This window comes from Cellulomonas sp. URHE0023 (assembly GCF_000688475.1).
Taxonomy (GTDB): domain Bacteria; phylum Actinomycetota; class Actinomycetes; order Actinomycetales; family Cellulomonadaceae; genus Cellulomonas.
In genome coordinates this window covers 66,611-90,555 of sequence record NZ_JIAN01000007.1, presented here as the reverse complement: position 1 = coordinate 90,555, position 23,945 = coordinate 66,611, and the positions used below count along the sequence as shown (strand labels likewise).

21 protein-coding genes are annotated in these 23,945 nt (G+C 71.5%); 14 read left to right on the top strand and 7 right to left on the bottom strand.

What is annotated here, in order from left to right:
• The first annotated feature begins 22 nt into the window (after positions 1–22).
• Positions 23–2,026, top strand: a complete 2,004-nt coding sequence (locus N553_RS0113470; protein ID WP_028046954.1) for a S9 family peptidase — start codon at positions 23–25, stop codon at positions 2,024–2,026.
• Here N553_RS0113470 and N553_RS0113465 read toward each other — a convergent pair.
• Complete coding sequence (locus N553_RS0113465) at positions 1,992–3,005, bottom strand: aldo/keto reductase (RefSeq protein WP_028046953.1); 1,014 nt, start codon at positions 3,003–3,005, stop codon at positions 1,992–1,994. The two genes, N553_RS0113470 and N553_RS0113465, sit on opposite strands and share 35 nt — an antisense overlap.
• A gap of 124 nt (positions 3,006–3,129) precedes the next feature.
• Between N553_RS0113465 and N553_RS0113460 the strand changes: the two genes are divergently transcribed.
• Positions 3,130–3,327, top strand: a complete 198-nt coding sequence (locus N553_RS0113460; RefSeq protein ID WP_028046952.1) for a DUF5302 domain-containing protein — start codon at positions 3,130–3,132, stop codon at positions 3,325–3,327.
• A gap of 55 nt (positions 3,328–3,382) precedes the next feature.
• On the opposite strand, the gene serA is transcribed toward N553_RS0113460, so the two are convergent.
• Together serA and N553_RS0113450 are read right to left on the bottom strand one after the other, a co-directional pair.
• Positions 3,383–4,582 (bottom strand): phosphoglycerate dehydrogenase, encoded by a 1,200-nt coding sequence (gene serA / locus N553_RS0113455; protein WP_028046951.1) that lies wholly within the window; start codon positions 4,580–4,582, stop codon positions 3,383–3,385.
• 58 nt (positions 4,583–4,640) lie between these two features.
• Positions 4,641–6,869, bottom strand: a complete 2,229-nt coding sequence (locus N553_RS0113450; RefSeq protein ID WP_231505279.1) for an AAA family ATPase — start codon at positions 6,867–6,869, stop codon at positions 4,641–4,643.
• A gap of 214 nt (positions 6,870–7,083) precedes the next feature.
• On the opposite strand from N553_RS0113450, the gene N553_RS22740 reads away from it, so the two are divergent.
• The 5 genes from N553_RS22740 to N553_RS0113425 all read left to right on the top strand — a co-directional run bounded on the left by N553_RS22740 (position 7,084) and on the right by N553_RS0113425 (position 11,860).
• Complete coding sequence (locus tag N553_RS22740) at positions 7,084–8,310, top strand: PP2C family protein-serine/threonine phosphatase (protein WP_156043843.1); 1,227 nt, start codon at positions 7,084–7,086, stop codon at positions 8,308–8,310.
• On the top strand, positions 8,298–9,908 hold the full coding sequence (locus N553_RS22735) for an ATP-binding protein (RefSeq protein ID WP_034622453.1): 1,611 nt from the start codon (positions 8,298–8,300) through the stop codon (positions 9,906–9,908). Before N553_RS22740 ends, N553_RS22735 begins: the two co-directional genes overlap by 13 nt.
• Positions 9,901–10,338 (top strand): response regulator, encoded by a 438-nt coding sequence (locus tag N553_RS0113435; protein ID WP_028046949.1) that lies wholly within the window; start codon positions 9,901–9,903, stop codon positions 10,336–10,338. The genes N553_RS22735 and N553_RS0113435 overlap by 8 nt, the downstream gene beginning before the upstream one ends.
• 113 nt (positions 10,339–10,451) lie before the next feature.
• Positions 10,452–11,384, top strand: coding sequence for a PAC2 family protein (locus N553_RS0113430; protein ID WP_028046948.1), 933 nt, complete (start codon positions 10,452–10,454; stop codon positions 11,382–11,384).
• Positions 11,385–11,656: 272 nt separating this feature from the next.
• The gene (locus tag N553_RS0113425) at positions 11,657–11,860 is read left to right on the top strand and encodes a cold-shock protein (RefSeq protein ID WP_028046947.1); all 204 of its coding nucleotides are present in this window, start codon (positions 11,657–11,659) and stop codon (positions 11,858–11,860) included.
• A gap of 71 nt (positions 11,861–11,931) precedes the next feature.
• On the opposite strand, the gene N553_RS22730 is transcribed toward N553_RS0113425, so the two are convergent.
• Positions 11,932–12,723 (bottom strand): spermidine synthase, encoded by a 792-nt coding sequence (locus N553_RS22730; protein WP_231505278.1) that lies wholly within the window; start codon positions 12,721–12,723, stop codon positions 11,932–11,934.
• 187 nt (positions 12,724–12,910) lie between these two features.
• Here N553_RS22730 and N553_RS22725 point away from each other — a divergent pair, with 187 nt between their 5' ends.
• The 3 genes from N553_RS22725 (at position 12,911) to N553_RS0113405 (ending at position 15,061) form a co-directional block, all read left to right on the top strand.
• On the top strand, positions 12,911–13,360 hold the full coding sequence (locus N553_RS22725; protein ID WP_197030083.1) for an SAV_6107 family HEPN domain-containing protein: 450 nt from the start codon (positions 12,911–12,913) through the stop codon (positions 13,358–13,360).
• Entirely contained in the window at positions 13,357–14,541 is a 1,185-nt protein-coding gene (locus N553_RS22720) for a DNA polymerase IV (protein ID WP_156043842.1), read from the top strand. Before N553_RS22725 ends, N553_RS22720 begins: the two co-directional genes overlap by 4 nt.
• Before the next feature lie 127 nt (positions 14,542–14,668).
• A complete protein-coding gene (locus N553_RS0113405) occupies positions 14,669–15,061 on the top strand; it encodes a DUF3040 domain-containing protein (protein WP_028046946.1) in 393 nt (130 codons plus the stop codon).
• Here N553_RS0113405 and N553_RS0113400 read toward each other — a convergent pair.
• The 3 genes from N553_RS0113400 to N553_RS0113390 are packed head-to-tail and all read right to left on the bottom strand — an operon-like array spanning position 15,006 to position 19,551.
• Positions 15,006–17,300 (bottom strand): DUF3488 and transglutaminase-like domain-containing protein, encoded by a 2,295-nt coding sequence (locus tag N553_RS0113400; RefSeq protein WP_028046945.1) that lies wholly within the window; start codon positions 17,298–17,300, stop codon positions 15,006–15,008. The two genes, N553_RS0113405 and N553_RS0113400, sit on opposite strands and share 56 nt — an antisense overlap.
• On the bottom strand, positions 17,297–18,550 hold the full coding sequence (locus tag N553_RS0113395) for a DUF58 domain-containing protein (protein ID WP_028046944.1): 1,254 nt from the start codon (positions 18,548–18,550) through the stop codon (positions 17,297–17,299). The genes N553_RS0113400 and N553_RS0113395 overlap by 4 nt, the downstream gene beginning before the upstream one ends.
• Complete coding sequence (locus N553_RS0113390; RefSeq protein WP_028046943.1) at positions 18,550–19,551, bottom strand: MoxR family ATPase; 1,002 nt, start codon at positions 19,549–19,551, stop codon at positions 18,550–18,552. Before N553_RS0113390 ends, N553_RS0113395 begins: the two co-directional genes overlap by 1 nt.
• A 366-nt stretch (positions 19,552–19,917) precedes the next feature.
• Here N553_RS0113390 and mraZ point away from each other — a divergent pair, with 366 nt between their 5' ends.
• The 4 genes from mraZ (at position 19,918) to N553_RS22710 (ending at position 23,903) form a co-directional block, all read left to right on the top strand.
• Complete coding sequence (mraZ, locus tag N553_RS0113385) at positions 19,918–20,394, top strand: division/cell wall cluster transcriptional repressor MraZ (protein ID WP_028046942.1); 477 nt, start codon at positions 19,918–19,920, stop codon at positions 20,392–20,394.
• 166 nt (positions 20,395–20,560) lie between these two features.
• Complete coding sequence (rsmH, locus tag N553_RS0113380; RefSeq protein WP_028046941.1) at positions 20,561–21,589, top strand: 16S rRNA (cytosine(1402)-N(4))-methyltransferase RsmH; 1,029 nt, start codon at positions 20,561–20,563, stop codon at positions 21,587–21,589.
• Between the two features lie 137 nt (positions 21,590–21,726).
• A complete protein-coding gene (locus N553_RS22715; protein ID WP_231505277.1) occupies positions 21,727–22,002 on the top strand; it encodes a hypothetical protein in 276 nt (91 codons plus the stop codon).
• Between the two features lie 188 nt (positions 22,003–22,190).
• A complete protein-coding gene (locus tag N553_RS22710) occupies positions 22,191–23,903 on the top strand; it encodes a penicillin-binding protein 2 (protein ID WP_034622444.1) in 1,713 nt (570 codons plus the stop codon).
• Positions 23,904–23,945 lie beyond the last annotated feature (42 nt).

Sequence of the window (23,945 nt, the reverse complement as noted above, 5' to 3'; positions counted from 1 at the left end):
GGAGTCGGCATAGGTTCGTCCCGTGCTTCCCACAGACCTCGAGCTCTTCCAGCTGCCCGGCACGCCTGCGGTCCTCCCGGACGGGACGCACGCCGTCGTCCCGGTCATCCACCCACGGCTCTCGGACGACGAGTACACGGGTGGCCTCTGGATGGTGCCGCTCGTCGGGGACGGAACCCCCTACCGGCTCACCCGGGGCCACCGTGACACCGCGCCCGACGTCTCGGCGGACGGCCGGTGGGTGACATTCCTGCGCGCAGAGCCGCAGGGCAGGCCGCAGGTGCACGTGGTGGAGACGGCCGGCGGTGAGCCGTTCCGGTTGACCGACGCCCCCCTCGGGGCCTCGTCGCCGCGGATCTCCCCGGACGGCGGCAGGGTCGCGTACCTGTCCCGGGTCCCGGAGCCCGGACGGTACGAACCCGATGGGCGCCCCGCGTCCGAGCCGCCGCGGCACATCACCGAGCTGAAGTACCGCGCCGACGGCGTGGGTTTCGTGCGCGACCGACCGCAGCACCTGTTCGTGGTGGACCTGCCTGCGCACGGCTACGGGAGCGGCGACACGCTGCCCGACCCTGTGGCCCTGACCACTGGCGACGTCGGTGTGGAGGGTGCGCGCTGGCTGCCCTCGGGCGAGGCTCTCGTGGCGGTCAGCGCCCGGCACGAGAGCCGGGAGACCGATCTGCGGCAGGACGCCGTGGTCGTCGAAGCGCGTGCGACGGGGAAGCCTCGGCCGCCTGCCGCGCTCACCGACGCTGACGCGGGGAGCACCCTGGACGTCGAGGCGGTCCTTCCGTCATCCGACGGTGCGTCCGTCTGGTTGCTGGCGAGCGACGTCGGCGCGTCTGGTCGGGACTTCGTCGGGGCGCAGGTCGGGCTCTTCCGCGTCGAGCTCGGCGACCCTCTCGGCCGACCCGTGCGACTCACGGACCCGGAGGGCGTCAGCCTGCTGACGAGCGTCCTCGCCGAGCACGACGGTGCCGCACTGGTGGCCGCCGAGGCTCGCGGCGCCGTGCATCTGCTGCGGGTGGATGCCGACGGCGCGATCGGCACGCTCGTCGACGGGGTAGCGGTCGTCTCCGGTGCGGCTGGGGGCGGCGGACGTGTCGTCGTCACGGCTGCCTCACCGACGTCCCTCGGTGACGTGCTCGTCGTCGATGCGGTGGGTGAGCCAACCCTCAGGACGGACCTGTCTGCCGCGCTGCGGGCGACCGGGCGCGTTCGGACGCCGGTCGAGCTCACGACGCGGTCGTCCGACGGGTACCCGGTGCACGGCTGGGTCGTCCGCCCGGACGGCGCGGGACCGCACCCGACGATCCTGATGATCCACGGCGGGCCGTTCTCCCAGTACACCCACGCACTGTTCGACGAGGTCCAGGTGCTCGCGCAGGCGGGGTACGCCGTCGTGTACGGGAATCCGCGGGGGTCCTCAGGGTACGGAGCCGAGCACGGTCGGGCCCTGCAGCGGGCGTTCGGTTCGGTGGACACCGAGGACGTGCTCGCGCTGCTCGGCGCGGCCCTCACGGACCCGGCGCTCGACGGTGAGCGCGTCGGGGTGATGGGCGGCTCGTACGGCGGCTACCTGACGGCCTGGCTGACCACCCGGACCGACCGCTTCGCCGCGGCGATCGTCGAGCGAGGGTTCCTCGACCCTGTGAGCTTCGTGGGGTCGAGCGACATCGGCTGGTTCTTCGGCCTGGACTACCTCGGGGACGCGGCCGACGAGGTCGGTGCGGCCGCGGTGGCCGCGCAGTCGCCCATGGCGCACGTCGGGGAGGTCCGGACGCCGACCCTGGTGATCCACTCCGAGCAGGACTGGCGTTGCCCGGTCGAGCAGGGGCAGCGCTGGTTCGTGGAGCTCAAGCGCCGCGGGGTAGAGGCGGAGCTGCTCCTCTTCCCGGGTGAGGGCCACGAGCTCACGCGTTCCGGAACGCCCAGGCACCGGCAGGTGCGGTTCGAGCACGTCCTGCGCTGGTGGGAGCGGCATCTGCCGGTCACAGGTCGCTCGACCGCGGACCCCACAGGTTGATCCCGGCCTCGACGGCGTGCGGCTCGATCGCGGCGATCTCGTCGTCGTCGAGCGGTTCGGCTGCAGCGGCCGCGAGGTTCTCGTCGAGCTGGTCGGTGGTGCGGGCGCCGGCGAGGACCGACGTCACGCGCTGGTCGCGCAGCACCCACGCGAGCGCCAGCTGGGGAAGGGTTCGCCCGCCGGCGCGGGCGATCACATCCAGTGCGCGAACGTGTGCGAGGACCTCGTCGGTCAGCCACTCAGGCCGTAGCGGGCCGCCACGGCCGGCCCGCGAACCGGCAGGGACGCCGTTCAGGTAGCGGTCGCTCAGGAGCCCCTGCGCGAGCGGGGAGAACGCGACGACGGCCATGCCGGCGGTCGCCGCCACATCCAGGAGCGACCGGCCGTCCGTTCCGGCGCGCTCCACCCACCGGTTGAGCATCGAGTACGCCGGTTGGTGCACAGCGAGCGGCAGCCCGATCGATCGAGCGACCACCAGCGCTGCGGCGGTCCTGTCGGCGGAGTACGAGGAGATCCCCGCGTAGAGGGCCTTGCCGGACCGGACCGCGTCCCGAAGTGCACCCAGGGTCTCTTCCAGCGGCGTGTGCGGATCGAAACGGTGGCTGTAGAACACGTCCACGCGGTCGGTCCCCAGACGTCGCAACGACTCGTCGAGGGATGCGCGCAGGTACTTGCGTGACCCCTGCTCGCCGTACGGACCAGGCCACGCTCGGTAACCGGCCTTGGTGGTGATCAGGAGCTCGTCTCGACGCAGGTCGCGGCTCAGCATCCGTCCGAGCGACTCCTCGGCAGCGAACGGTGGCGGTCCGTAGTTGTTCGCGAGGTCGAGGTGCACGACGCCCCGGTCGACCGCGTGCAGGACGAGTCGACGCTGGTCGTCGAAGGGGGTGGACTCGCCGAAGTTCTGCCAGAGCCCGAGGGAGATCACGGGCAGCGAGAGGCCGCCGGCACGGCGGTGCGGGAGCTCGGCAGGGGGCACCCGTGCGACGCTACCCTCGCCGCTTCTGAGAAGAGGTGGCGCCGACGGCCCGGTTCAGGGACGCTGGCGGGGGGAGGGCGCACACGCCCCACCGCAGACGTACACCGCACACAAGGAGACGCCCATGGCGAAGAGCGACGACAAGGCGACCACGGCGGCGGTGAGCGAGGACGCGAAGGCCAAGTACCGCGAGGCCCTCGAGCGCAAGAAGTCGAACCAGCACCGTACGTCCGACGGCACCGCGAACACCGGTCAGGTGCACGGATCGGAGACGGCCGGGCCCTCGCAGCGCCGGTTCCAGCGCAAGTCAGGCTCCGCCTGACCACGACGAACACCGAGGGCCCGACCGGATTCGGTCGGGCCCTCGGCGTTGTGCGTCAGGACAGCGCGCGCAGGCGGACCGACTCGGGCCGCGAGGTGAGCGCGTCCACGACCGCGGAGTCGATCGGTGCGTCGGCGTCGGTCACCACGTAGCCGAGCTCGCCGCTCGTCGTCAGCAGCTGGCCCTCGATGTTCACGCCGTGCTCGGCGAGCGTCGCGTTGACGGCGGCCAGCACACCGGGAACGTTCCGGTGCAGATACGCCAGACGATGCACCCCGGGCTTCTGCTCGAGCGCGAGGTTCGGCACGTTGACGCTCAGCGTCGTGGAGCCGGTGATCATGTAGTCGCGCAGCTTCGCCGAGACGAACTGCCCGATCGCCTCCTGCGCCTCCTCGGTGGACCCGCCCGTGTGCGGAGTGAGGATGACGTTCGGCAGACCGCGCAGCTCGGAGTCGAACGGGTCGCCCTTGCGCTTGGGCTCGACCGGGAACACGTCCACTGCGGCACCGCTGACGTGACCGGAGACGACGGCGTCGCGCAGCGCGGCGTAGTCCACGACGAACCCCCGCGAGAGGTTCAGGAACACCGCGCCGGGCCGCATCTGCGCGAACTGCTTGGCTCCGAACAGGCCTGCGTTGCCACTGCGGCCGTCGACGTGCAGCGTGACGATGTCCGCGGCTTCGAGCAGCTCGTCGAGGGTGTCCATGCGGCGTGCGTTGCCGAGCGCGAGCTTCTCGGCGGTGTCGTAGAAGACGACCGACAGGCCGAGGTTCTCCGCGAGCACCGAGAGCTGCGTGCCGATGTTCCCGTAGCCGATGATGCCGAGCGTGCGACCGCGGATCTCGTGCGCGCCGGTTGCGGACTTGTTCCAGACGCCGTCGTGCATCGCCTTGTCGAACTCGGTGAGACGACGGGTCAGCGAGATCATGTCGGCGAGGGCGATCTCCACCACGGACCGTGTGTTGGAGAACGGTGCGTTGAACGTGGCGATGCCGCGTGCCGCCGCTTCGGCCAGGTCGATCTGGTTCGTGCCGATGCAGTACGCGCCGATCGCCACGAGGTCAGGGGCGTTCGCGAGCACCTCGGCCGTCACGTGGGTCTTGGACCGGATGCCGAGCACCTGCACGCCGGCGAGGGCGTCGATGAGCTCGGACTCGTCGAGCGCACCGGTCCGGGTGGTCACGTCGTAGCCGGCGGCCTCGAGGATCGAGACGGCCTGAGGGTGCAGGTTTTCGAGCAGGAGGGCTTTGGGCACGCCCCTATGGTGCGCCTGCTCGCGGCAGGGACCTACAGCGGTCCGACCAGCGGACAGCTCACCAGCCGCGCGGCAGAGGTCTGTCGTGGATCACCTGGAGCGTCCTGGTGGGCCGCGTCATGGCGACATACAGGTCACCGGCGCTCGCGGCCAGCACCTCGGCAGGCTCCACCAGCACGACGACGTCGAACTCCAGCCCCTTTGCCTCGCGAGGTGTGAGCACGACGAGCGGTGCGTCGAGGTCGGCCGCGGACTTGCCCGACCCGACCGCGGGACGCATGCCTGCCGCGATCAGGGAGTCGGCGATGGCGGCGATCCGGTCCTCGACCGCGATGACGGCGAGGCGACCGGCGCCGGTCTCGTCGGTGATCTCGGCCGTGAGCTTCTCGGCCCGGCGGGCGACCGCCTCCGCGAAACCGTCCGCCGAGGCGCGCTCGACGAGCAGCGAGTCGGCCACCTCGCGAGCGGACGTCAGCGGGCTGACAGGCAGCCGGGCGGCGACCGCCACGCGGCGGGCGGTGTCCGCGACCTCGGCGGGCGTCCGGTAGTTCACCGTCAGCTCGTTGAGCCTCCACGACGAGCGCATCACGGGGTCCAGCTGGCCGGCCCAGGAGCGGGCGCCGGCTGCTGCGGTCGTCTGGGCGACGTCGCCGACGATGGTCAGCGACCGTGTGGGCACCCGACGGAGCAGGCATCGCCATGCCATCGCGGACAGCTCCTGCGCCTCGTCGACCACGACGTGACCGTAGGTCCACGAGCGGTCGGCGGCGGCCCGTTCAGCCGTGGTGAGCGTCGGCCCGGTCGTCGCGAATCGATCGGCCAGCATCTCGGCGGACACCATGCCCCCGGCGCCGGTCGACTCGAGCACCTGCCGTGCGTAGGCCACCTCTGACTCGCGCCGCTCCGCGGCTGCGCGCGCCTGAGCGCGAGCCGCCTGGTCGTCCTCGCCGAGGAGCTCGGCCGCCTCGTCGAGGAGCGGCACGTCCGCGGGCGTCCACGGGGCATCCGGGTCACGCACGAGCATCGCGCGCTGCTGCGGGGCCATGCCCGGCGCAGCCCTCGCGAGCCGGGCGGGCTTGCTGAACAGGTCCGACAGCAGCTTCTGCGGCGTGATCGGCATCCAGGCGAGGTTCAGGGCGATCCTCACCTCGCGGTTCGTCCGGATCTCCTCGATGATCTCGCCGCGCTCGTCGGAGGGGACCTCCTGCCCGAGGGAGGTGACGTACTGGTCGGCCAGCCGCCCGAGCATGTCCCGGACGAACGAGATGCGGGCCTGGTTGTGCGGTCGGTGGTTGCGGCGGGCACGGGCGATCGCCGACGCGATGTCGTTCGGACGGATCACGAGGTCGTGGCCCTCGACGCGCACGTGCACCGGCTGCGCCGGGATCCGCTCGCGGTCCCGTACGGCCCGGGCGATGACGTCCGCCCACAGGGCGCGTCCCTTGAGCTCGGCCACCCTCTCGTCCTCGGTCCCCGTGGCCAGGATGCCCGGATAGAGGTCGGCGACCGTGGTCGTCACCACACCCGTCTCCCCGAGCGAGGGCAGCACCTGGTCGATGTACCGCAAGAACGTGCGGCTGGGTCCGACGAGGAGGACACCCGAGCGCTCGAGCACGCGACGGTGCGCGTACAGAAGGTAGGCGGCTCGGTGCAGCGCGACGGCCGTCTTCCCGGTGCCCGGACCGCCCTGGACCACCAGTGCGCCACCGAGCTCGGACCGGATGATCGCGTCCTGCTCGCCCTGGATGGTCGCGACGATGTCGCCCATCCGGCCCGTGCGTCCGGCGGCCAGACCCGCCAGCAGTGCCCCCTCGCCGGAGAGCCCGGACAGGCGCGCCTCGGAGTCACCGAGCCGGTCGAGGTCGAGCACCTCGTCCTCGACGCTCGTGACGGTGCGGCCCCGTGTGACGACGTGCCTGCGCTGGACCACGCCGTCGGGGTTCTTGGCGGTGGCGCGGTAGAACGGCTGCGCCGCCGGCGCGCGCCAGTCGGTGAGGAGCTGTGACTGCTCGTCGTCGGTCAGCCCGATGCGACCGATGTAGCGGCGGGTGTCGTCGGCGAGGTCGAGCCGGCCGAAGACGAGCCGCTCCTCCACAGCCTCGAGCTGTGCGATCCGGTCCTCGTACAACGTGGCGAACGCGTCACGCTCGCTGCGGTTCTGCGGCGACCCCGACGGGCCCTCGCGCCGGATGTCGGCCAGGCGCCCACGCGTCTGCGCCCGGAGGTCGTCGAGCCGCCCGTAGAGCTGGTCGACGACCACCTGCTCGCCCATCAGCTCGTTGTCCATGCCTGCCACGTGGGCGTTCTCCGTTCCGCCGGTTCGACCGGCCGTGCGTCTGCGCTCGTGCGCGGCGTCGGGGGACGCGCGGCGCACGGAGCGGCCGTCCATTATCCGCCGACTCGGGCGTGCTCGCACCCGCCGTCCGAGTGGCGTTTTGTGCACGACGGGCGCCGGGGGCGCGGTCGACCTACCCTGCGGTGCACACATGTGAGGAGTACAGGTGATCCAGCCCCCAGCCGACGTGCGCCCGAGCAGGGGCGCAGGCGTCCCGACGGACCGCGACCCCGCGTTGCGGCTCCTGCTGGTCGAGGACGACGAGGGGGATGCGATCCTCGTTCGCGAGCTGCTCGTCGACGCGGGGCTGTCCGTGACCATGTCCTGGGTCCAGACGCTCGATCGCGCGATCGAGCTGCTTCACGTCGATCCGACCGCGGGCACCGACGCGGGAGGTCGGTTCGACCTCGTCCTGCTCGACCTCGGCCTGCCCGACGCCACCGGCATCGACGCTCTCGAGCAGCTGCTCGCCTGCGGTGCTCCCGGCGTCGTCGTCCTGACGGGGCTGGCGGGCGGGGACGTCGGAGTCCGCGCCGTCGCCGCGGGCGCGCAGGACTATCTGGTCAAGGGTGAGGTGGGCCCCGAGCTCCTCGCCAGGTCCGTGCGGTACGCCGTGCAGCGTCGCAGGCTGGAGGAGGCCGACCGTGCGCTCTACCGGAGCCTCGTCCGTGCGGAGGAGGTCAACCGGCTCGAACGCGCGTTGCTGCCCACGCCCGCTGTCGTGGACGAGCGCCTCGACGTGCGCGTCGGCTACCGGGCGGGGCGCGACGGCGTGCTGGGTGGCGACTTCTACGACGTCGTCCAGCGCCCGGACGGTTCCGTCCTGGCACTGGTGGGTGACGTCTGCGGTCACGGGCCCGACGAGGCGGCCCTCGGTGCGACGCTGCGGACCGCTTGGCGGACGTTGGTGCTCGCCGACATACCTGCCGACCAGATCCTGGACCTGATGGAACGCGTCCTCGTGGCCGAGCGGGGCCGCCCCGAGATCTTCACCACGGTGGCGATGCTCGAGGTGGCGTCCGATCGTGCGTCGGTCGACCTCTACCTGGCCGGCCACCCGGCGCCGATCGAGCTCGGGGCGACGGCGAGCCTGCTGCCCACCCACGGCCGGGGCCGCGCGCTCGGTATCCCGGTGCCGGGTGGCTGGGCACCGGTGCGCCTGGATCTGCCGGACACGTGGCGGATCCTGCTGTACACCGACGGCGTGATGGAGGCGACGGTCGCCGGGGGACGAGAGCGTGTCGGCAAGGCAGGTCTGCTCGCGCTGATCGACCGCGCTCTCGCCGAGGGTGCCGACGACATCGGCGACCGGCTGCTGCGCGAGGTCCGTGAGCTGCACGGGGGCGACCTCGTCGACGACTCCGCCGTGGTCGTCGTCGGATGGCGGCCGTGAACGGTGCCGCGTCGCCCGTGCGACGCTCGTCGACCTTGCGCGCGCGGCTGCGCACCCTCATCGTCGTGGCCGGTGCCGCGCTTTCGATCGTGGTCGTCCTCGCGGCGGTCGTCCTGGTTCGGCTGATCGACCGTCAGCAGGCGGTCACGGAGACGTACTTCACGGCGATCACGCGTGCGGACGGTGCCTACATCCGACTGCTCGACGCGGAGACCGGCCTGCGCGGCTTCGCCCTCACCGGCGACCCGGTGACCCTCGAACCGTACGACCGGGCGCTCGCGGACGACGTGCCGTTCCGCTCGCTCGCCGGGGCAGCGGCCCGGGACGGGTCGAGCGATGCGGTCGCGTCGGCGGCCCGGGCGGCGGCCGACGCGTCGCAGGCCTGGAACGAGGAGTTCGCCGTTCCCGCGATGGCCGACGTGCGTGCGAGCGGCACGGTCGGTGCCGAGGACATCGAGCGCGGCAAGACGCTGTTCGACGATGCACGCGTAGCCGCCCAGGCGTACATCGACGCGCTTCGTGCCGAGCGGGACTCGGCACTGGGCGAGCTCCACGCGTGGACGTGGATCGGCGCCGCGACCGTCGCGCTGCTGGTCCTGTCGGCGGTGGGGCTCGGTGTCGCGCTGTGGGTCACCCTGCGTCGCTGGATCGTCGAACCGTTGGACGACCTGGCAGCCCAGGCTCAGGCGGTGTCGTCCGGCGACCTGCACCACCGGGTGGTCGTCACGGGGCCCGGCGAGATCACCGATCTCGCGGACGACGTGGATCGCATGCGCACGGCGCTCGTCGACCAGGTACAGGTTCTCGAGGCGGCCCGCCGGGAGGTGGCCGAGGCCAACCAGCTGCTGACGGAGCAGGCCCAGGAGCTGGTGCGCTCCAACCGTGACCTCGAGCAGTTCGCGTACGTCGCGTCGCACGACCTGCAGGAGCCGCTGCGCAAGGTGGCCAGCTTCACGCAGCTCCTGCAGAAGCGATACGGGGGACAGCTCGACGAGCGTGCCGACCAGTACATCGAGTTCGCGGTGGACGGCGCGAAGCGGATGCAGCGGCTGATCCAGGACCTTCTCGGCTTCTCGCGCGTCGGACGAGTAGGCGGCGAGGTGACCGACGTCGATCTGGGCGAGGCCCTGGCCATCGCGCTCGACCAGCTGAGCGAGGCGGTCGCGGACTCGGGAGCGGTGGTCACGCACGACGAGCTGCCCGTGGTCCAGGGCGAGGCGCCTCTGCTGGTGCAGCTCCTCCAGAACCTCGTCGCGAACGGCATCAAGTTCCACAGGCCCGACGTGCTGCCCTCGATCCACGTCAGCGCTCATCGCGTGGCAGACTCCTGGGAGCTGGAGTGCCGGGACAACGGCATCGGGATCGATGCTCAGTACGCCGAACGTGTCTTCGTGATCTTCCAGCGCCTGCATCCGAAGGACGTCTACGAGGGCACAGGCATCGGGCTGGCGCTGTGCAAGAAGATCGTCGAGTTCCACGGCGGTCGGATCTGGATCGCGCAGCCCGACGGTCCCGGCACCGCCATCCGGTGGACCCTGCCCGCACCACAGCCTGCACCGCACGACAGTCACCACGAGAGCGAGCCCAGCAATGCCTGACTCCAAGGTCATCGACGTCCTTCTCGTGGAGGACGACCCGGGCGACGTCCTGATGACGCAGGAGGCGTTCTCGGACAACAAGCTGCGCAACCGGCTCTCGGTGGTGGCCGATGGCGTCGAGGCGCTCCAGTTCCTGCGCAAGGAGGGTCCGCACAAGGACGCCCCGACCCCGGACCTCGTGCTGCTGGACCTGAACCTGCCCCGCATGGACGGGCGCGAGGTGCTCGAGGCCGTCAAGTCCGACGAGCGTCTGCGCAAGATCCCTGTGGTCGTGCTGACCACGTCGGAGGCCGAGGAGGACGTGGTGCGCAGCTACTCGCTGCATGCCAACGCGTACGTCACGAAGCCTGTCGACTTCGACAGGTTCATCGACGTGGTCCGTCAGATCGATGAGTTCTTCGTCGAGGTCGTCCGCCTGCCGAACCGCTGACTCGTCGGAACATCTGTGCGGTGCGTGGCGTTAATCCCGTACCGGCGAGCGACCGCGGGCTCGGAGCTTCGGGCACGCGGTCCCCGGGGCCCACGGACGGAAGTGAGACGAGCATGTTGAACCCGAGCGAGATCTACGACGTCGACCCTGAGGTCGCCGCCGAGGTGGAGGCACGCACCGTCAACGGTGCAGGCCCGGTGCTCGTGCACGCCGTCCGGGGTTTCGTGGACGCGGGCAACGCCGGTCAGCTGGCGGCCGAGCACCTTCTCGACGAGCTGACGACGACCCGGCTCGCCACGTTCGACGTCGACCAGCTCCTCGACTACCGCTCACGACGCCCGCTGATGACCTTCGACCAGACCACGTGGGCCTCCTACTCGGAGCCCGAGCTCGTCGTCGACGTCGTCGAGGACGCCAGCGGTGTGCCGTTCCTTCTCCTGCACGGCGTCGAGCCGGACGTGCAGTGGGAGCGGTACGTCGCCGCGGTACGGCAGATCGTCGAGCGGTTCGACGTGCCGCTCACCGTCGGCCTGCACGGGATCCCGATGGGCATCCCGCACACGCGCCCGCTGTCCGTGACCGCGCACGCCACCCGAGCCGAGCTGGTCGCCGACCACCAGTCGTGGTTCGGCACCGTGCAGGTGCCCGCAAGCGCGAGTGCCCTGCTCGAGCTGCGGCTCGGGCAGTCGGGTCATGACGCTCTCGGGTTCGCGGTCCATGTGCCTCACTACCTGGCGCAGTCGGCGTTCCCGCAGGCGAGCCAGGCGGCGCTGCGCAAGATCGAGCGCGCGACGGGCCTCGAGCTGAACGTCGAGTCGCTCACGCCGGCGGCCGACGAGGCCATGCAGGAGATCGAGCGACAGGTCGGTGCGTCCGAGGACGTCGCCGCCGTCGTCCACGCGCTCGAGGAGCAGTACGACGCGTTCACGCGCAGCATCGGCCGCACGAGCCTGCTCGCAGGGTCCTCGGACATCCCCACGGCCGACGAGCTCGGCGCCGAGTTCGAGCGCTTCCTCGCCCAGCAGTCCGACGGCGGGCCCGCCTGATTCTGCGAGTCGCAGCGACCTTTATCCAATCGTTGCCTCGAGCGGGTGTGCCGGACGAGCGAAAACGTGGCGCAGCCCACAGGACGGGTGCAAAGATGCACCCGTTGCAGTGGCGTACTCGCTTGACCGGCGCCGTGACCTGAGCATTCGCGCAGGAAGCGGTTCCGACGAGCCGTTCTCGGCTGGGTCACCCGGTGCAGGACGTGAGGCATTGCGGCATGGCGCGGACAGCAGGGTCGGCGTCGTCACCGGTGGGAACAGAGGAAGCAAACATGGCACAGGGTGCTGTCAAGTGGTTCAACGCTGAGAAGGGCTTCGGGTTCATCGCCCAGGACGGCGGCGGTGCCGACGTCTTCGTGCACTACTCCGCCATCGACTCCTCGGGCTACCGCAGCCTTGACGAGGGTCAGCGCGTCGAGTTCGAGATCACCCAGGGCGCCAAGGGCCCGCAGGCGGAGAGCGTCCGGCCGCTCTGATCTGACCTCTCGCACGACATGACAGGCTGTGCCCCCGGATCCCGGGGGCGCAGCCTGTCGCGCATGTGGCCCTATGACGCAGGCGGGCCGTCGCGGAGCTCCTGGGCACCCGCGACGTATCCCACGAGCTCGTCGTCCCTGAGCAGCCGGGCCGGAGCGGGAAGGCTACGGATCGCGCGCGCGAGCGCAGGTGAGGAGAGCAGGTCGAGGTCGTCGGTCGCGGCGACGACGAGGTTTCCGTAGCCTCGGCCACGCAGCAGTCCGGGCTCGGCGACGACGACGACGTCCGCGAAGCACCGGTCGATGGTCGCGATCTCTGCGCGTGCTCCTGACAACGGCGGTCGGTCGGCCGTGTTGACCAGGTAGACGCCGCCGGGCCGCAGGACCCTCGCGACCTGCGCGACCATCTCCCGCGTCCGGACGTGCCGTGGCGTGGTGTCTCCGGCGAACACGTCCCGGACCACGACGTCGGCGGACGCATCCGGCAGCTTCTCGAGCTCGGTCCTCGCGTCGCCCGCGCGGATCCGCAGGGCGGGTGCACGTGGCAGGTCGAACCAGCCGCGCACGAGCTCGGGCAGCGCCGTGTCGAGCTCGATGGCCAGCTGCCGGGAGCCGGGCCGTTCGGCGTGGATGGCCCGCGCGAGCGCGCAGCCGGCGGCGCCGAGGTGCACGACGTCGAGCGGCCCACCTGCGGGCGCGATCCGGTCGATCACCTCGGCCATCTGCTGCATGTACTCGAAGACGAGGTGCGTGGGGTCGACGAGGTCGAGGTAGGAGCTCGGCACTCCGTTGACCAGCACCGTGACGCCGTCGGGGTCGTCCGGGTCGCGCTCGAGCTCGACGGTGCCGGTCGAGATCGGCATCGGACCGGTCGGCCAGAGCGCCCGGGCCGCGGCGCGTGTGGGTGGCCGCTGCGAACCTGTGCTCCGGCGGGGGGATCGATCTCGCGCGGCCATGCGGACACGGTACGGGTGGCACCGACGGTTGACAGCATCGAACAGGTGTTCGATGCTTGGTGAGGCGGGTTCGGTGGACGAGAGGGAGGTCGTGATGGCGCAGCAGCTCGACATGAGGTCCACGAGGGCCACGGCAGGGCCACAGTCGACCCGTGCCGCTGAGCTGCTCCGCCGTGCCGACGCCGAGCTGGTGGCGGCTCGGTTGTCCTCGGAGGCGTGGGAGCTCTTCACGCACGCGCACCTCGCGGCCCTGCGGGCCGGTGCGGCGGTCGTCGCGGCTCGTACCGCCGCTCCCGGTCGAAAGGCGCTGCGCACGGTGTGGGAGCTGCTCGACGCGGTCGCGCCCGAGCTGGTGGCGTGGTCGACGTACTTCGCCGATGCCGCGCCGCTGCGCTCGGCGGTGGACGCCGGACGGTTCGACGAGCTCTCTGCCGGCAGGGCCGAGCAGGCGCTGTTCTGGGCGGAGGACTTCGTGGACGCGGCACGTGACGCCGTGCAGGGAGACGACGTCGGCACGGCAGCGCACGCTCTGCGGGCCTCGTGAGCCGCGCGCCCCGGTCCGCGCAGACGCGGCGCGACTGGGGCCGAGGCGAGGACAGCTGCTCGATCCTGCACGTCGAGCTGGACGAGTTCTTCGTGTCGGTCGAGCTGGCCCGCCGCCCGCAGCTGCGCGGCCTGCCTGTCATCGTGGGCCGTGCCCCCGGCGGAGTCGTCCTTTCGGCGTCCTATGAGGCACGTGCGTTCGGCGTCGACTCGGACATGCCGATGTCGACAGCTCTGCGCCAGTGCCCCCAGGCGATCGTAGTCCCGCCGGACCATCACGTGTACCGAGAGGTGTCCACCGGCGTCATGCGGCTGCTGGGCGACGTCACGGTTCTCGTGGAGCAGGTCGGCGCCGGTGAGGCTTTCCTCGACGTGGCCGGCGCACGGCGTCGCCTCGGGCCGCCGATCGAGATTGCCGCGGTGGTCCGGCGCCGCGTGCACGAGCAGTACGGCATCACGTGCTCGGTCGGGATCGGCTCGACCAAGCTCGTCGCCAGGCTCGCCTCGGGCCGGGCCAAGCCCGACGGCGTTCTGCTGATCCCGCGGCGGGCCGCGGTGGATTTCGTGCGGTCGCACCCCCTGTCCGCCCTGAAGGGGGTCGACGGCGGGATCGAGGAGGCTCTGTCGCGCTGGGGGATCCACACGGTCGCCGAGCTCGCGGACAGCGACGTCACCGTCGTGCACCGGGCCGTCGGCCGGGTCGCGGGTGCGCACCTCGTCGACCTTTCGTGGGGGCGGGACCCGCGTCCGGTCCTCCCACGTCGCACTGAGACGTCGGTCAGCGCAGAGGAGACGCTCGTCGGCCATGTCGCGGATCTCGGCGTCGTCCAGGCGGTGACGCGTGACCTGGCCGACCTCTGCGCCGGCCGGCTGCGGGCGCGGGGCCTGGCGACGCGGAGTGTGAGCGTGCAGGTAAGGACGTCAGACTTCCGGTCGCTCAGCCGGTCGCGCACGCTATTGACACCGACGGACGCCGGCCGCGAGCTCTACCTCGCCGCGCGCGAGCTGATCGCCGGCGTGGACCTCGGCGGGCTCTCCGTGCGTCGGGTCGTGCTGTCCGTGGACGGGCTCACGGAGGTCGTCCAGACCATCCGACACCCCACGCTGGACGACGCGGTGGGTGAACCTGAGCGGGACGGCCGGGTGCCGGGCCTCAAGTCGACCTGGTTCGAGGCCGTATAGGCGGAATTGCGCTCACGCAGGGGACACGCAGGTTGGTGGAGTACCCTCACGCTCGACTACCACCTTCGTTCCCGCGGATCTATCCTGAGGGCAACACAGGTGCTTACGGCTGACAACGGGGGTCAGTATGCCTCTCTCCGAGTACGAGCAGCGCGTGCTCGAGCAGATGGAACGTCAGCTGACATCTGACGACCCTCGGCTCGCCAACACGCTGACCCAGCGCGGGCGCCGCCCGTTCGGGCGCTATGTCATCGCAGGCGTCGGTGCGACCGTCGGCCTGCTGCTGCTCGTCCTGGGCGCAGCCCAGAGCCAGGCGTGGCTGGGCGTGGTCGGCTTCGTGATCATGTTCGGCGCCGTGGCGTTCGCTTTCGCGGACCCCCGCCACTCTGGTCGCCGTTCCGGACCGCGTGGCGTGGTGCAGAGCGACGGTGCCGTGCGGCCGGTCAAGAAGCAGCGTGCAGGTCTTATGAGTCGCCTCGAGGAGCGCTGGGAACGGCGCCGCGGTGAGAGCGGTCGCTGAGCGCGTTCTCCGCTCCGTCGACCAGGTCGTCCACCCACCGCGCGAGCACCGCGGACTCGACCACTGACGGTTCGCGCGCGTAGCGCTCCGCCTCGACCGCGCGCGCCAGTGCCACGAGGGCCGCGGAGGCGTCGCCGGCCAGCTCCGCTCCGGTGCGGGCCCGCAGCTGGGCGTTGACCGACGACACCACGGTTCGGGGTGTGTCGGAGTCGGACCAGACCAGCCCTCGCTTGGCCAGCCGGCGACGCGCACGTGACCAGGCCCGCTCAGGCGTGAGCTCCGGGAGCATGCTGGCCCGGCGCCGGACGAGCATCACGCCGAGCGAAGCGATCACCACGACGACCGCCACGGTGATCCCGACGGGAACCCACATGCTGCTCTGGTCCGCGGCTGCGGTTGCCGACTGCGGCGTGGCGGGGACCGGCGCGGACGAGGCGCCGGTGCTGGACCCGGGAACGCCCTCCTCCCGGCTGCCGTCGGACCCGCTGACGCCTGCGAACGGGTCGCTCCACGCCGGCAGCGGCCCTGTCTGGCTCGCCGGGGTCGGCTCGAACCGCACCCATCCGAAGTCCTCGAAGTACAGCTCGGGCCACGCGTGGGACTGCCGTCCGGTGATGACGTACTTCCCGTCGTCGTCGGCCTCCCCAGGCAGGAACCCCACAGCGACGCGCGCCGGGATGCCGAGGGTCCGCGCCATGATCGTCATCGAGGTCGCGAACTGCACGCAGTACCCGTGGGTGGACTGCAGGAAGTCCCAGACCGCGTCGTCGGAGCGCGAGGGTGCGACGTGGGTGTCGTACGTGAAGTTGGACGTCGCGTGGAAGAAACCCTGGAGGTCCATCGCCCGCTGGTAGGGCGTGCTCGCATCGGCCGTCAGCTCGCGGGCCTTCTCGGCGATGTCGTCGCTGTGCGACGTCTTCGGAACCTCGAGCGTGGCGCCGCCGTCACCGGGGTCACCGACGTCCGCCGTGGCGAGGTCGTCCTTGGTCAGCCGCGGGATCTCCACCTGCATGGAGTACTGCAGGCCGTTGTACGTGCCGCGTCTGCCGACGACCTCGTCGCGGGCCTGGTCGTACTGCCAGGCACCGTCGACGACGACCGTTCGGGGGAACGTGCTGATCGGCAGGCGACGTTCCTGCAGACGACCTACATCGACGACCACGTCGGCCAACGTGCCGCGCTCGGCGTCGGGGGTGGTGCCGACGATGCTCGAGTCGGACGTGAGCAACGTCGCGGGGTCCCACGGGTCGAGCCGGAGCGCGTCGGTGCGCTGCCAGGTGGTGCCGTCGAAGTCGGCGAGGGTGAAGGCCCGCAGCGGGCCGACGGTCCGGGCGGTGGCGCCACCCAGGGGAGCGCTGGACGCGCTGGGCGTGGGCGTCGGGTCTGCCGGGTCGGTGACGACGGCCGGCGGCGTCACCGTGTAGGTCATGACGACCTGCCCGGAGCGGCTGCCGAGGCTCTGTCGCAGGTCGAGGTCGTCGCTGAGCTGCAGCGGGCCGATCGGGCCGGACCCGAAGGACGGCAGGCTCATCGACGCCCAGCCCGGGAACGAGGCCACTGCAGGTCCGATGACGACCGTCGCGACGATGAGCGCCACCGACGAGAAGATCGCGACGGACGCACGTCTTCCCTGGTCGGCGTGGGCGGTCGTGGGCGCGGCGCTCAGAGCGAGCAGGAGCAGGTAGGCCAGGGCGGTCCAGGCGAGCGCCCAGCCGCTGGCGGAGAAGCCGAGGACGATCGCGGGGATCCAGAGCGTCGCGAACGCCAGACCTGACGCGGCCGGCGCTCCGAGCCCGATCGCGAGGAGGTCGGCGAGGAGGAACACGGCCAGTGCGCCCGTGACGATGAGGAGCTCCGAGGATCGGACGCTCTGCATCGGCACGAGTGAGGCGTTGATGACGGCGACGCCCTCGCGGGCGGTCGCGAGAGTGCGTTCGAACGAGCTGGCGTCCGGGAGCACGCGGACGCGTCCAGGGGCGGCGCCGTAGCGGACCAGGATGATCGCGACCGACACCACGAGCCCGACCAGCGAGGGTGCCCACCACGACCGGGTCACCGCACGGGCGCCCATGACGATCGCCGCGACGACGAGCACCGTGAACCACGCCGTGGAGAGCCAGGTCCCGCGCACCATCAGGTTCTGCAGCGCGAGCAGGCTCGAGCAGGTCGCGGCGGCCACCAGCCCGGTGCCGACGGCGGCGCGCGGACCGCGGGGGATCGGGTGCAGGCGGCCGATCATGTGGCAGATCCCAGGAGGCGGAGCCAGCAGTCGACGATCGGTTCGTCGGGCGTGACACGGCAGGCGCGCCACCCGGCCCGGCGCAGCGCCAGGACGGTGTCGTTCGCCTCGACGACATGCCCGGGGGTGTCGGAACGGACGACAGCCCAGGCCTGGGCGTCGTCGGCCACGTGGGCGAGCGCGGCGCGTGCGGACGCACCGAGCGGACCGAGCACCGCGAGCACGATCTCGCCCGCCGCGTCGGTGGTGTGCAGCATGCGCGCTGCCGCGACCAGGTCGATCTCGCCCTGCACGTTCGAGCGCGGCGCCTCGAGGTCGAGCGTCCGGTCGAGCACGGCGGCCCGCGCGCTGGGACCGGATCGGCTGTGCACGAACGCGAGCGGGTACGGACCGGACTCCGGCTCCGACGGTGCACCGCCGACCATCCGGACGGGGTGACCGCCGTCGAGCATCGCGAGCGCCATCGAGGCCGCCAGGGAGATCGACCACTCCAGCGCGGACGTGCGGGCGGGCAGGCCGAGCAGGACGGACACGGGCCGCATCCCGGCGCGCTCGTCGGAGCGAACCATGAGGGCGCCACGGCGCGCGCTGCTGCTCCAGTGCACGCGACGCAGGTCGTCACCTTCGCGGTAGTCCCGCAGGGACGCGTCGTCGGTGGACGGTGTGCGAGCGCCGAGCGCGACCCGGTCGGGCTCACCCACGAGCACGTCACCGGGGGTCGGCAGCGGCACCACGGACGGCCACACCGAGACCTCGGCCTGCTCTCCGAGGGTCGCCGACGCCCTGACGACCCCGAACGGGTCGCTGCGCGTCACGACGAGCGGTCCGAGCGGCCAGCGGCCACGACGCGCGGCCTGCACCGCGTAGGTGACCGTGACGCGGCGCGGTGCCCGGGTGACGCGAGCCCGCAGCGGCCGGCCTCCCGAGAGCTCGGTCGCGGCCTGCTCGGCGAACTTCAGCCCTGCCAGGCGCACGCGCGCTGCGGGGTCGGTGGCGCCGATGACGACCTCGATCTGAGCCTCGGCTCCCGAGTGGACAGGGTTCGGCGTGCTGCTGCGGGTGACGGCGAGCCGGTGCCGCCCGCGGCCCGGGTCGAACACGAGCACGCCGATCGCCGCAGCCACCACGAGCAGGAGGGCGAGCGTGCCGATGCGCACCAGGTCGACGGAGCCGAGCACCACGCCGAGCTGGAGCGCGGCGACCCCCGCAGCCGCGAGGGTCCACCCACGAGCGGTGGGGCGCAGACGCATCAGCCGACGGCGCGACGGGCTCGTCCGGCCGCAGCCGGTGCGGGCAGGGCTATGCGGTCGACGATGTCGGCGACGATGTCCGACGTGCTGCGACCCGACAGGCGTGACTCGGTGCTCGGCAGCAGCCGGTGAGCCAGCACCGGCACGGCCAGCTGCTGGACGTCGTCCGGGAGCACGTGGTCTCTCCCGTCCATCGCGGCGAGCGCCTTGGCAGCGCGGAGCAGCTGGATCGCCGCCCGCGGGGACGCACCGAGCCGGAGCCCTGAGTCCTCGCGGGTCGCGGTCACGAGGTCGACGATGTACCGCTTCACCGCGGGCGACGCGAACAGGCGTCGGGTCACGTCGATGGCGGCCTTGACCTGCTTGGCGTCGGTCACGGGCACGAGGATGTCGAGCGGGTCGGACGTCTCCTGCAGGTCGAGCATGTCGAGCTCGGACTCGATGCTCGGGTAGCCGACCGTCAGGCGGGCCATGAACCGGTCGCGCTGCGCCTCGGGCAGCGGGTAGGTGCCTTCCATCTCGACGGGGTTCTGCGTCGCGACGACGAGGAACGGGCGTGGCAGCGGGTACGTCCGACCGTCGACGGTGGCCTGCGCCTCCTGCATGCACTCGAGCAGCGCCGACTGTGTCTTGGGCGAGGCGCGGTTGATCTCGTCGCCGATCACGATGTGCGCGAACACAGGCCCCGGTCGGAACTCGAACTCGTGCGTCTGCGACCGGTAGATGTTGACCCCTGTGAGGTCGGAGGGCAGCAGGTCCGGTGTGAACTGGATCCGCCCGACGGAGCAGTCGATGGTCTTGGCGAGCGCCTTGGCGAGCGTCGTCTTGCCGACTCCCGGCACGTCCTCCAGGAGCAGGTGCCCCTCGGCGAGCAGCACGGCGACCGTGACGCGCACGAGCTCGGGCCGACCGGTCACCACGCTCTCGATCCCCGCACGCATCCGAAGCGTGGTGGCGACGACGTCCTCGAGCTCGGTCGACGACGGGGTGGCCTGCAGCATGGCGCCTCCTTTGGCGGAACTGGGTCGAGCCTAAAGGCCGTTGCGGCGACATTCATCGCCCACTGGCCCCCCACTTCCCTCCACGTTGCCGGCGGCGGCGAGGTTCACCGTCGGCCGACGTGGATCTGGACCTCCGATTCGCCCCAGTTTGTCTGATCTGGCGTCCTGCGGCGCGCCCGGACACACGCGGGTGCGGTGTGGGTCTGCCAATCTCCTCCACTTCGCTCCACCGCTGTGACCTGCATGTTTATCGCTCCGACCGGGTGAATCCGACCTTTCAACGGGCCTCGGTGGAGCGAAGTGGAGTAGCGTGGAGGCACGTGGTGAGGCGGGGAGCGTCGTACCAAAGGGCCGAGGGGAGGCGGGGTGACCTATGAGCCGACGACCGGCACTTTTGGCTCGTTCGCGCCCTTCCTCGGGACGTACACGCCCCGCCTGGACGAGAAGGGCCGGCTCATCCTTCCGGCCAAGTTCCGCGGCCAGCTCGCCCCGGGTCTCGTCATGACGCGCGGTCAGGAGCGGTGCCTGTTCCTGCTCCCGATGGCGGAGTTCCAGCGCATGCACGACCAGCTCCGCCAGGCGCCGGTGACGAGCCGCCAGGCTCGTGACTACCTGCGTGTGTTCCTGTCGGGTGCGAGCGACGAGCTGCCCGACAAGCAGGGTCGGATCTCGATCCCGCCGATGCTGCGCAAGTACGCAGGCCTGGATCGCGACGTCGCCGTCATCGGAACGGGTACCCGCGTCGAGATCTGGGACCTGCAGGCATGGGAGACGTACCTGTCCGAGCAGGAGGCCGGCTACGCCGACACGGCGGAGGAGGTCTTCCCGAACGGACCGTTCTGACAGCAGCACCTGGCCCGGTGGGCCGCCCGGTGAGACCTCCCCCCGACTTTCCTGACGCACTTCCCCGGCGTCAGAGGGTCGGAGGGGGATCTGGTCGGACGGCGGAGGGCCGTCCGACCTCGATCTTCACCACGCACGACGCGGCACACGAGCTGGGAGGCAGGCCATGAGCGACCTGGACGACGCCGCCTCCCGCCACACGCCGGTGCTCCTGCAGCGCTGCCTCGAGCTGCTCGCACCCGCGTTCGCGGACCGCGACTCGGCGGTGCTGGTCGACTCGACGCTAGGCATGGGAGGGCACACCGAGGGGGTCCTGGCCGCCTTTCCCCAGGTTCGGGTGGTCGGGCTGGACCGAGACCCTCAGGCTCTCGAGCTGGCCGGCCGGCGCCTCGCACCCTTCGGTGACCGCTTCACCGGCGTGCACGCCATCTACGACGAGATCAACGACGTGCTCGCCGATCTCGGGATCGACCAGGTCCAGGGCGTCCTCATGGACCTCGGGGTGTCGTCCCTGCAGCTCGACGAGCGCGAACGTGGCTTCTCCTACTCGGCCGACGCACCGCTCGACATGCGGATGGACGCCACGACGGGGCAGACCGCGGCCGACGTGCTCAACACGTACGACGAGCGTGAGCTCGCCCGGATCCTGCGCGAGTACGGCGAGGAGAGGTTCGCACCGCGGATCGCTCGCGCGATCGTCGCCCAGCGTGCTCGTCGGCCCCTCGAGCGCACGGGCGAGCTGGTGAGCATCGTGCGCGCGAACATCCCGGCCGCGACGCGCAAGACCGGCGGCAACCCGGCCAAGCGCACGTTCCAGGCGCTGCGCATCGAGGTGAACGGCGAGATCGAGACCCTCGAGCGTGCCCTGCCGGAGTCGATCGAGGCGCTCGCCGTGGGCGGCCGCCTGGTCGTCGAGTCGTACCACTCGCTCGAGGACCGCGCCGTCAAGCGGGCCATGGCGGCCGGTGCGACGTCGAGCGCGCCCCCCGACCTGCCCGTCGAGCCGGAGACCCACGCGCCCTACCTGCGTCTCGTCACCCGCGGTGCCGAGGAGGCCGACGAGGCCGAGATCACCCGAAACCCTCGCTCGCAGTCGGTCCGTCTCCGAGCCGCGGAGCGGACCCGTCCCACACCCGACCACCTGCGCAACCGACCAGCACCACCTACGCGACCCACGGGAAGGAGGGCAGCATGAGCGCCCAGTCAGCTGTCCGCACGGCAACGGCCCCGGCACGTCCCCGTACCGCGCCACAGAATCCACCCGCCCCTCGTCTGAGGGTTGTCCGCGCGCCGCTGCATGCTCGGACCCGGATGCCGTTCATCCTGGCCTGCATGGCCGTCCTCGCGGGAGCTCTGCTCTCGGCCCTGCTGCTGAACACCTCGATGGCGTCGACCGCCTACGCCAAGTACGACCTGTCCAACCAGCTGGGGCAGCTCGACCAGGATGCCAAGGACAAGCAGGCGGCCCTGGACGCCCAGGCGTCGCCCGCCCACCTCGCGGAGGCCGCGGCGGCGCTCGGGATGGTGCCCACCAACGGAACGGGCTGGTTGAAGCTTGCCGACGGCAGCGTGCAGGGCGCACCCGAACCCGCCGGGGCCGCCGGATGACGACGCCGGTCACCGGTCGCCCGCGCACGGGCGCACGCCCGCCGAGCGCTGCACGCCCGGGGGGCAACGGCACCGTCCCGCGGCCCCGCTCGGGCGGGCGCGTCCCCGGTGCGGCGGGACCGCCCCGCACGGTCGAGGTTCCGACGCGTCCTGGTGGCCGTCCGCCGCGGTCCGGTTCGCGCGGCCGGATGACCTTCCTCACGATCGCCATCGTCCTGACGCTCGTCGTGTTCGGCGGGCGTCTCGTCTATGTGCAGGGGCTGCGCGGCCCGAGCATCGCCGCGCAGGCACGTGACGCGCGGCTCGTCTCGGTGGCCGAGCTCGGCGGGCGGGGGGAGATCACCGACGCGGACGGGGTCGCGCTCGCGGCGTCCGTCGAGCGCTACGACATCTCCGTCAACCAGAAGACCGTGCCGGAGTACCGGTCGACGGGGGCCGTCGACGGTCCGGACGGTGCAGCCGGCGTCGCAGCGCGTCTGGCTCCCCTGCTCGACATGAACGCGGCCGAGCTGGGCGGAAAGCTCGTGGGTGACCGGGGGTTCGTCTACATCAAGAAGGGCGTGCTGCCCGACGTCGCCCGAGAGGTGCGCAAGCTCGGCCTGCCCGGGGTCAACGTGGACCGTGTCGCGGAGCGCGTCTACCCGAACGGCAACCTCGCCGGGAACGTGCTCGGGTTCGTCAACTCCAACGGGACCGGCCTGGACGGTCTCGAGCTCTCGCTGAACGATCGGCTGACCGGCACGGCCGGCGAGGAGACGTACGAGCGGGGACGCATGGGTCAGGCGATCCCGGGCGGCTACTCGCAGGAGACCCCGGCCCGACAGGGCGACTCGGTCACCCTCACGCTCAAGTCCGACATCCAGTTCCGCGCCTACGCGGCGCTCAAGGCTCAGGTGGCGGCAACCGGCGCGGACTCGGGATCGGTCATCGTGATCGACACCAAGACCGGTGAGATCTACGCGATCGCGGACTCCAACACCGTGGACCCGAACAACCCGGGTGACTCGAACGGCGGCTCGCTGTCCAGCGCGATCTCCGACGTGTTCGAGCCGGGCTCGACGGGCAAGGTCATCACGATGTCGGCCATCCTGGACAACCACGTGGCGACGCCCCTGTCGCAGTGGTCGGTGCCCTACGAGTACTCCCCGGACGGCAAGGAGACGTTCCACGACTCCCACCCGCACGGGGTGCTCCAGCTCACGACGACCGGTGTCCTGGCGGAGTCCTCGAACACCGGCACGGTGATGATCGGCCAGAACCTTCCCGTGCAGACCCGGTTCGACTACCTCAAGAAGTTCGGCTTCGGGTCGAAGACCGGCATCGAGATGCCGGGGGAGTCCGTCGGCATCCTGCACCCCGTCGACAGCTGGCAGCGACGCGACAAGTTCGCCGTGCTGTTCGGGCAGTCGCTCTCGGTGACCGCCCTGCAGGCCACCCAGGTGTTCGCGACGATCGCCAACGGCGGCGTCCGCGTGGAGCCGCACATCATCAAGGGGTGGACGTCGCCCGACGGCACCTTCACACCGTCGGACCCGCCGACCACGACGCAGGTCGTCTCGCCGGAGACCGCGCAGACGGTGCTCACGATGATGGAGAGCGTGGTCGACGACGGCACGGGCTCCAGCGCTGCGATCCCCGGCTACCGGGTGGCAGGCAAGACGGGGACGGCGCAGGCGTGGCTCGCCAACGGGGCGCAGGGGATCACGGCGTCCTTCATCGGTGTCGCACCCGCCGACGACCCGCGCATCGCGGTCGCGGTCATCCTGCACAACCCGCGCTCGTCCGTCTACGGCGGTGTGGTCGCGGCACCCGTGTTCAGCGACGTCGCCGGCTACACGCTCGGCGAGCTCGGGGTGGCGCCGTCCGGCACCGCGGGAACCCTGTTCCCGACGACGTGGTGAGGTGGGCTCGCCCACGCCCGGCCGAACGCTCCTGCGGGTTCG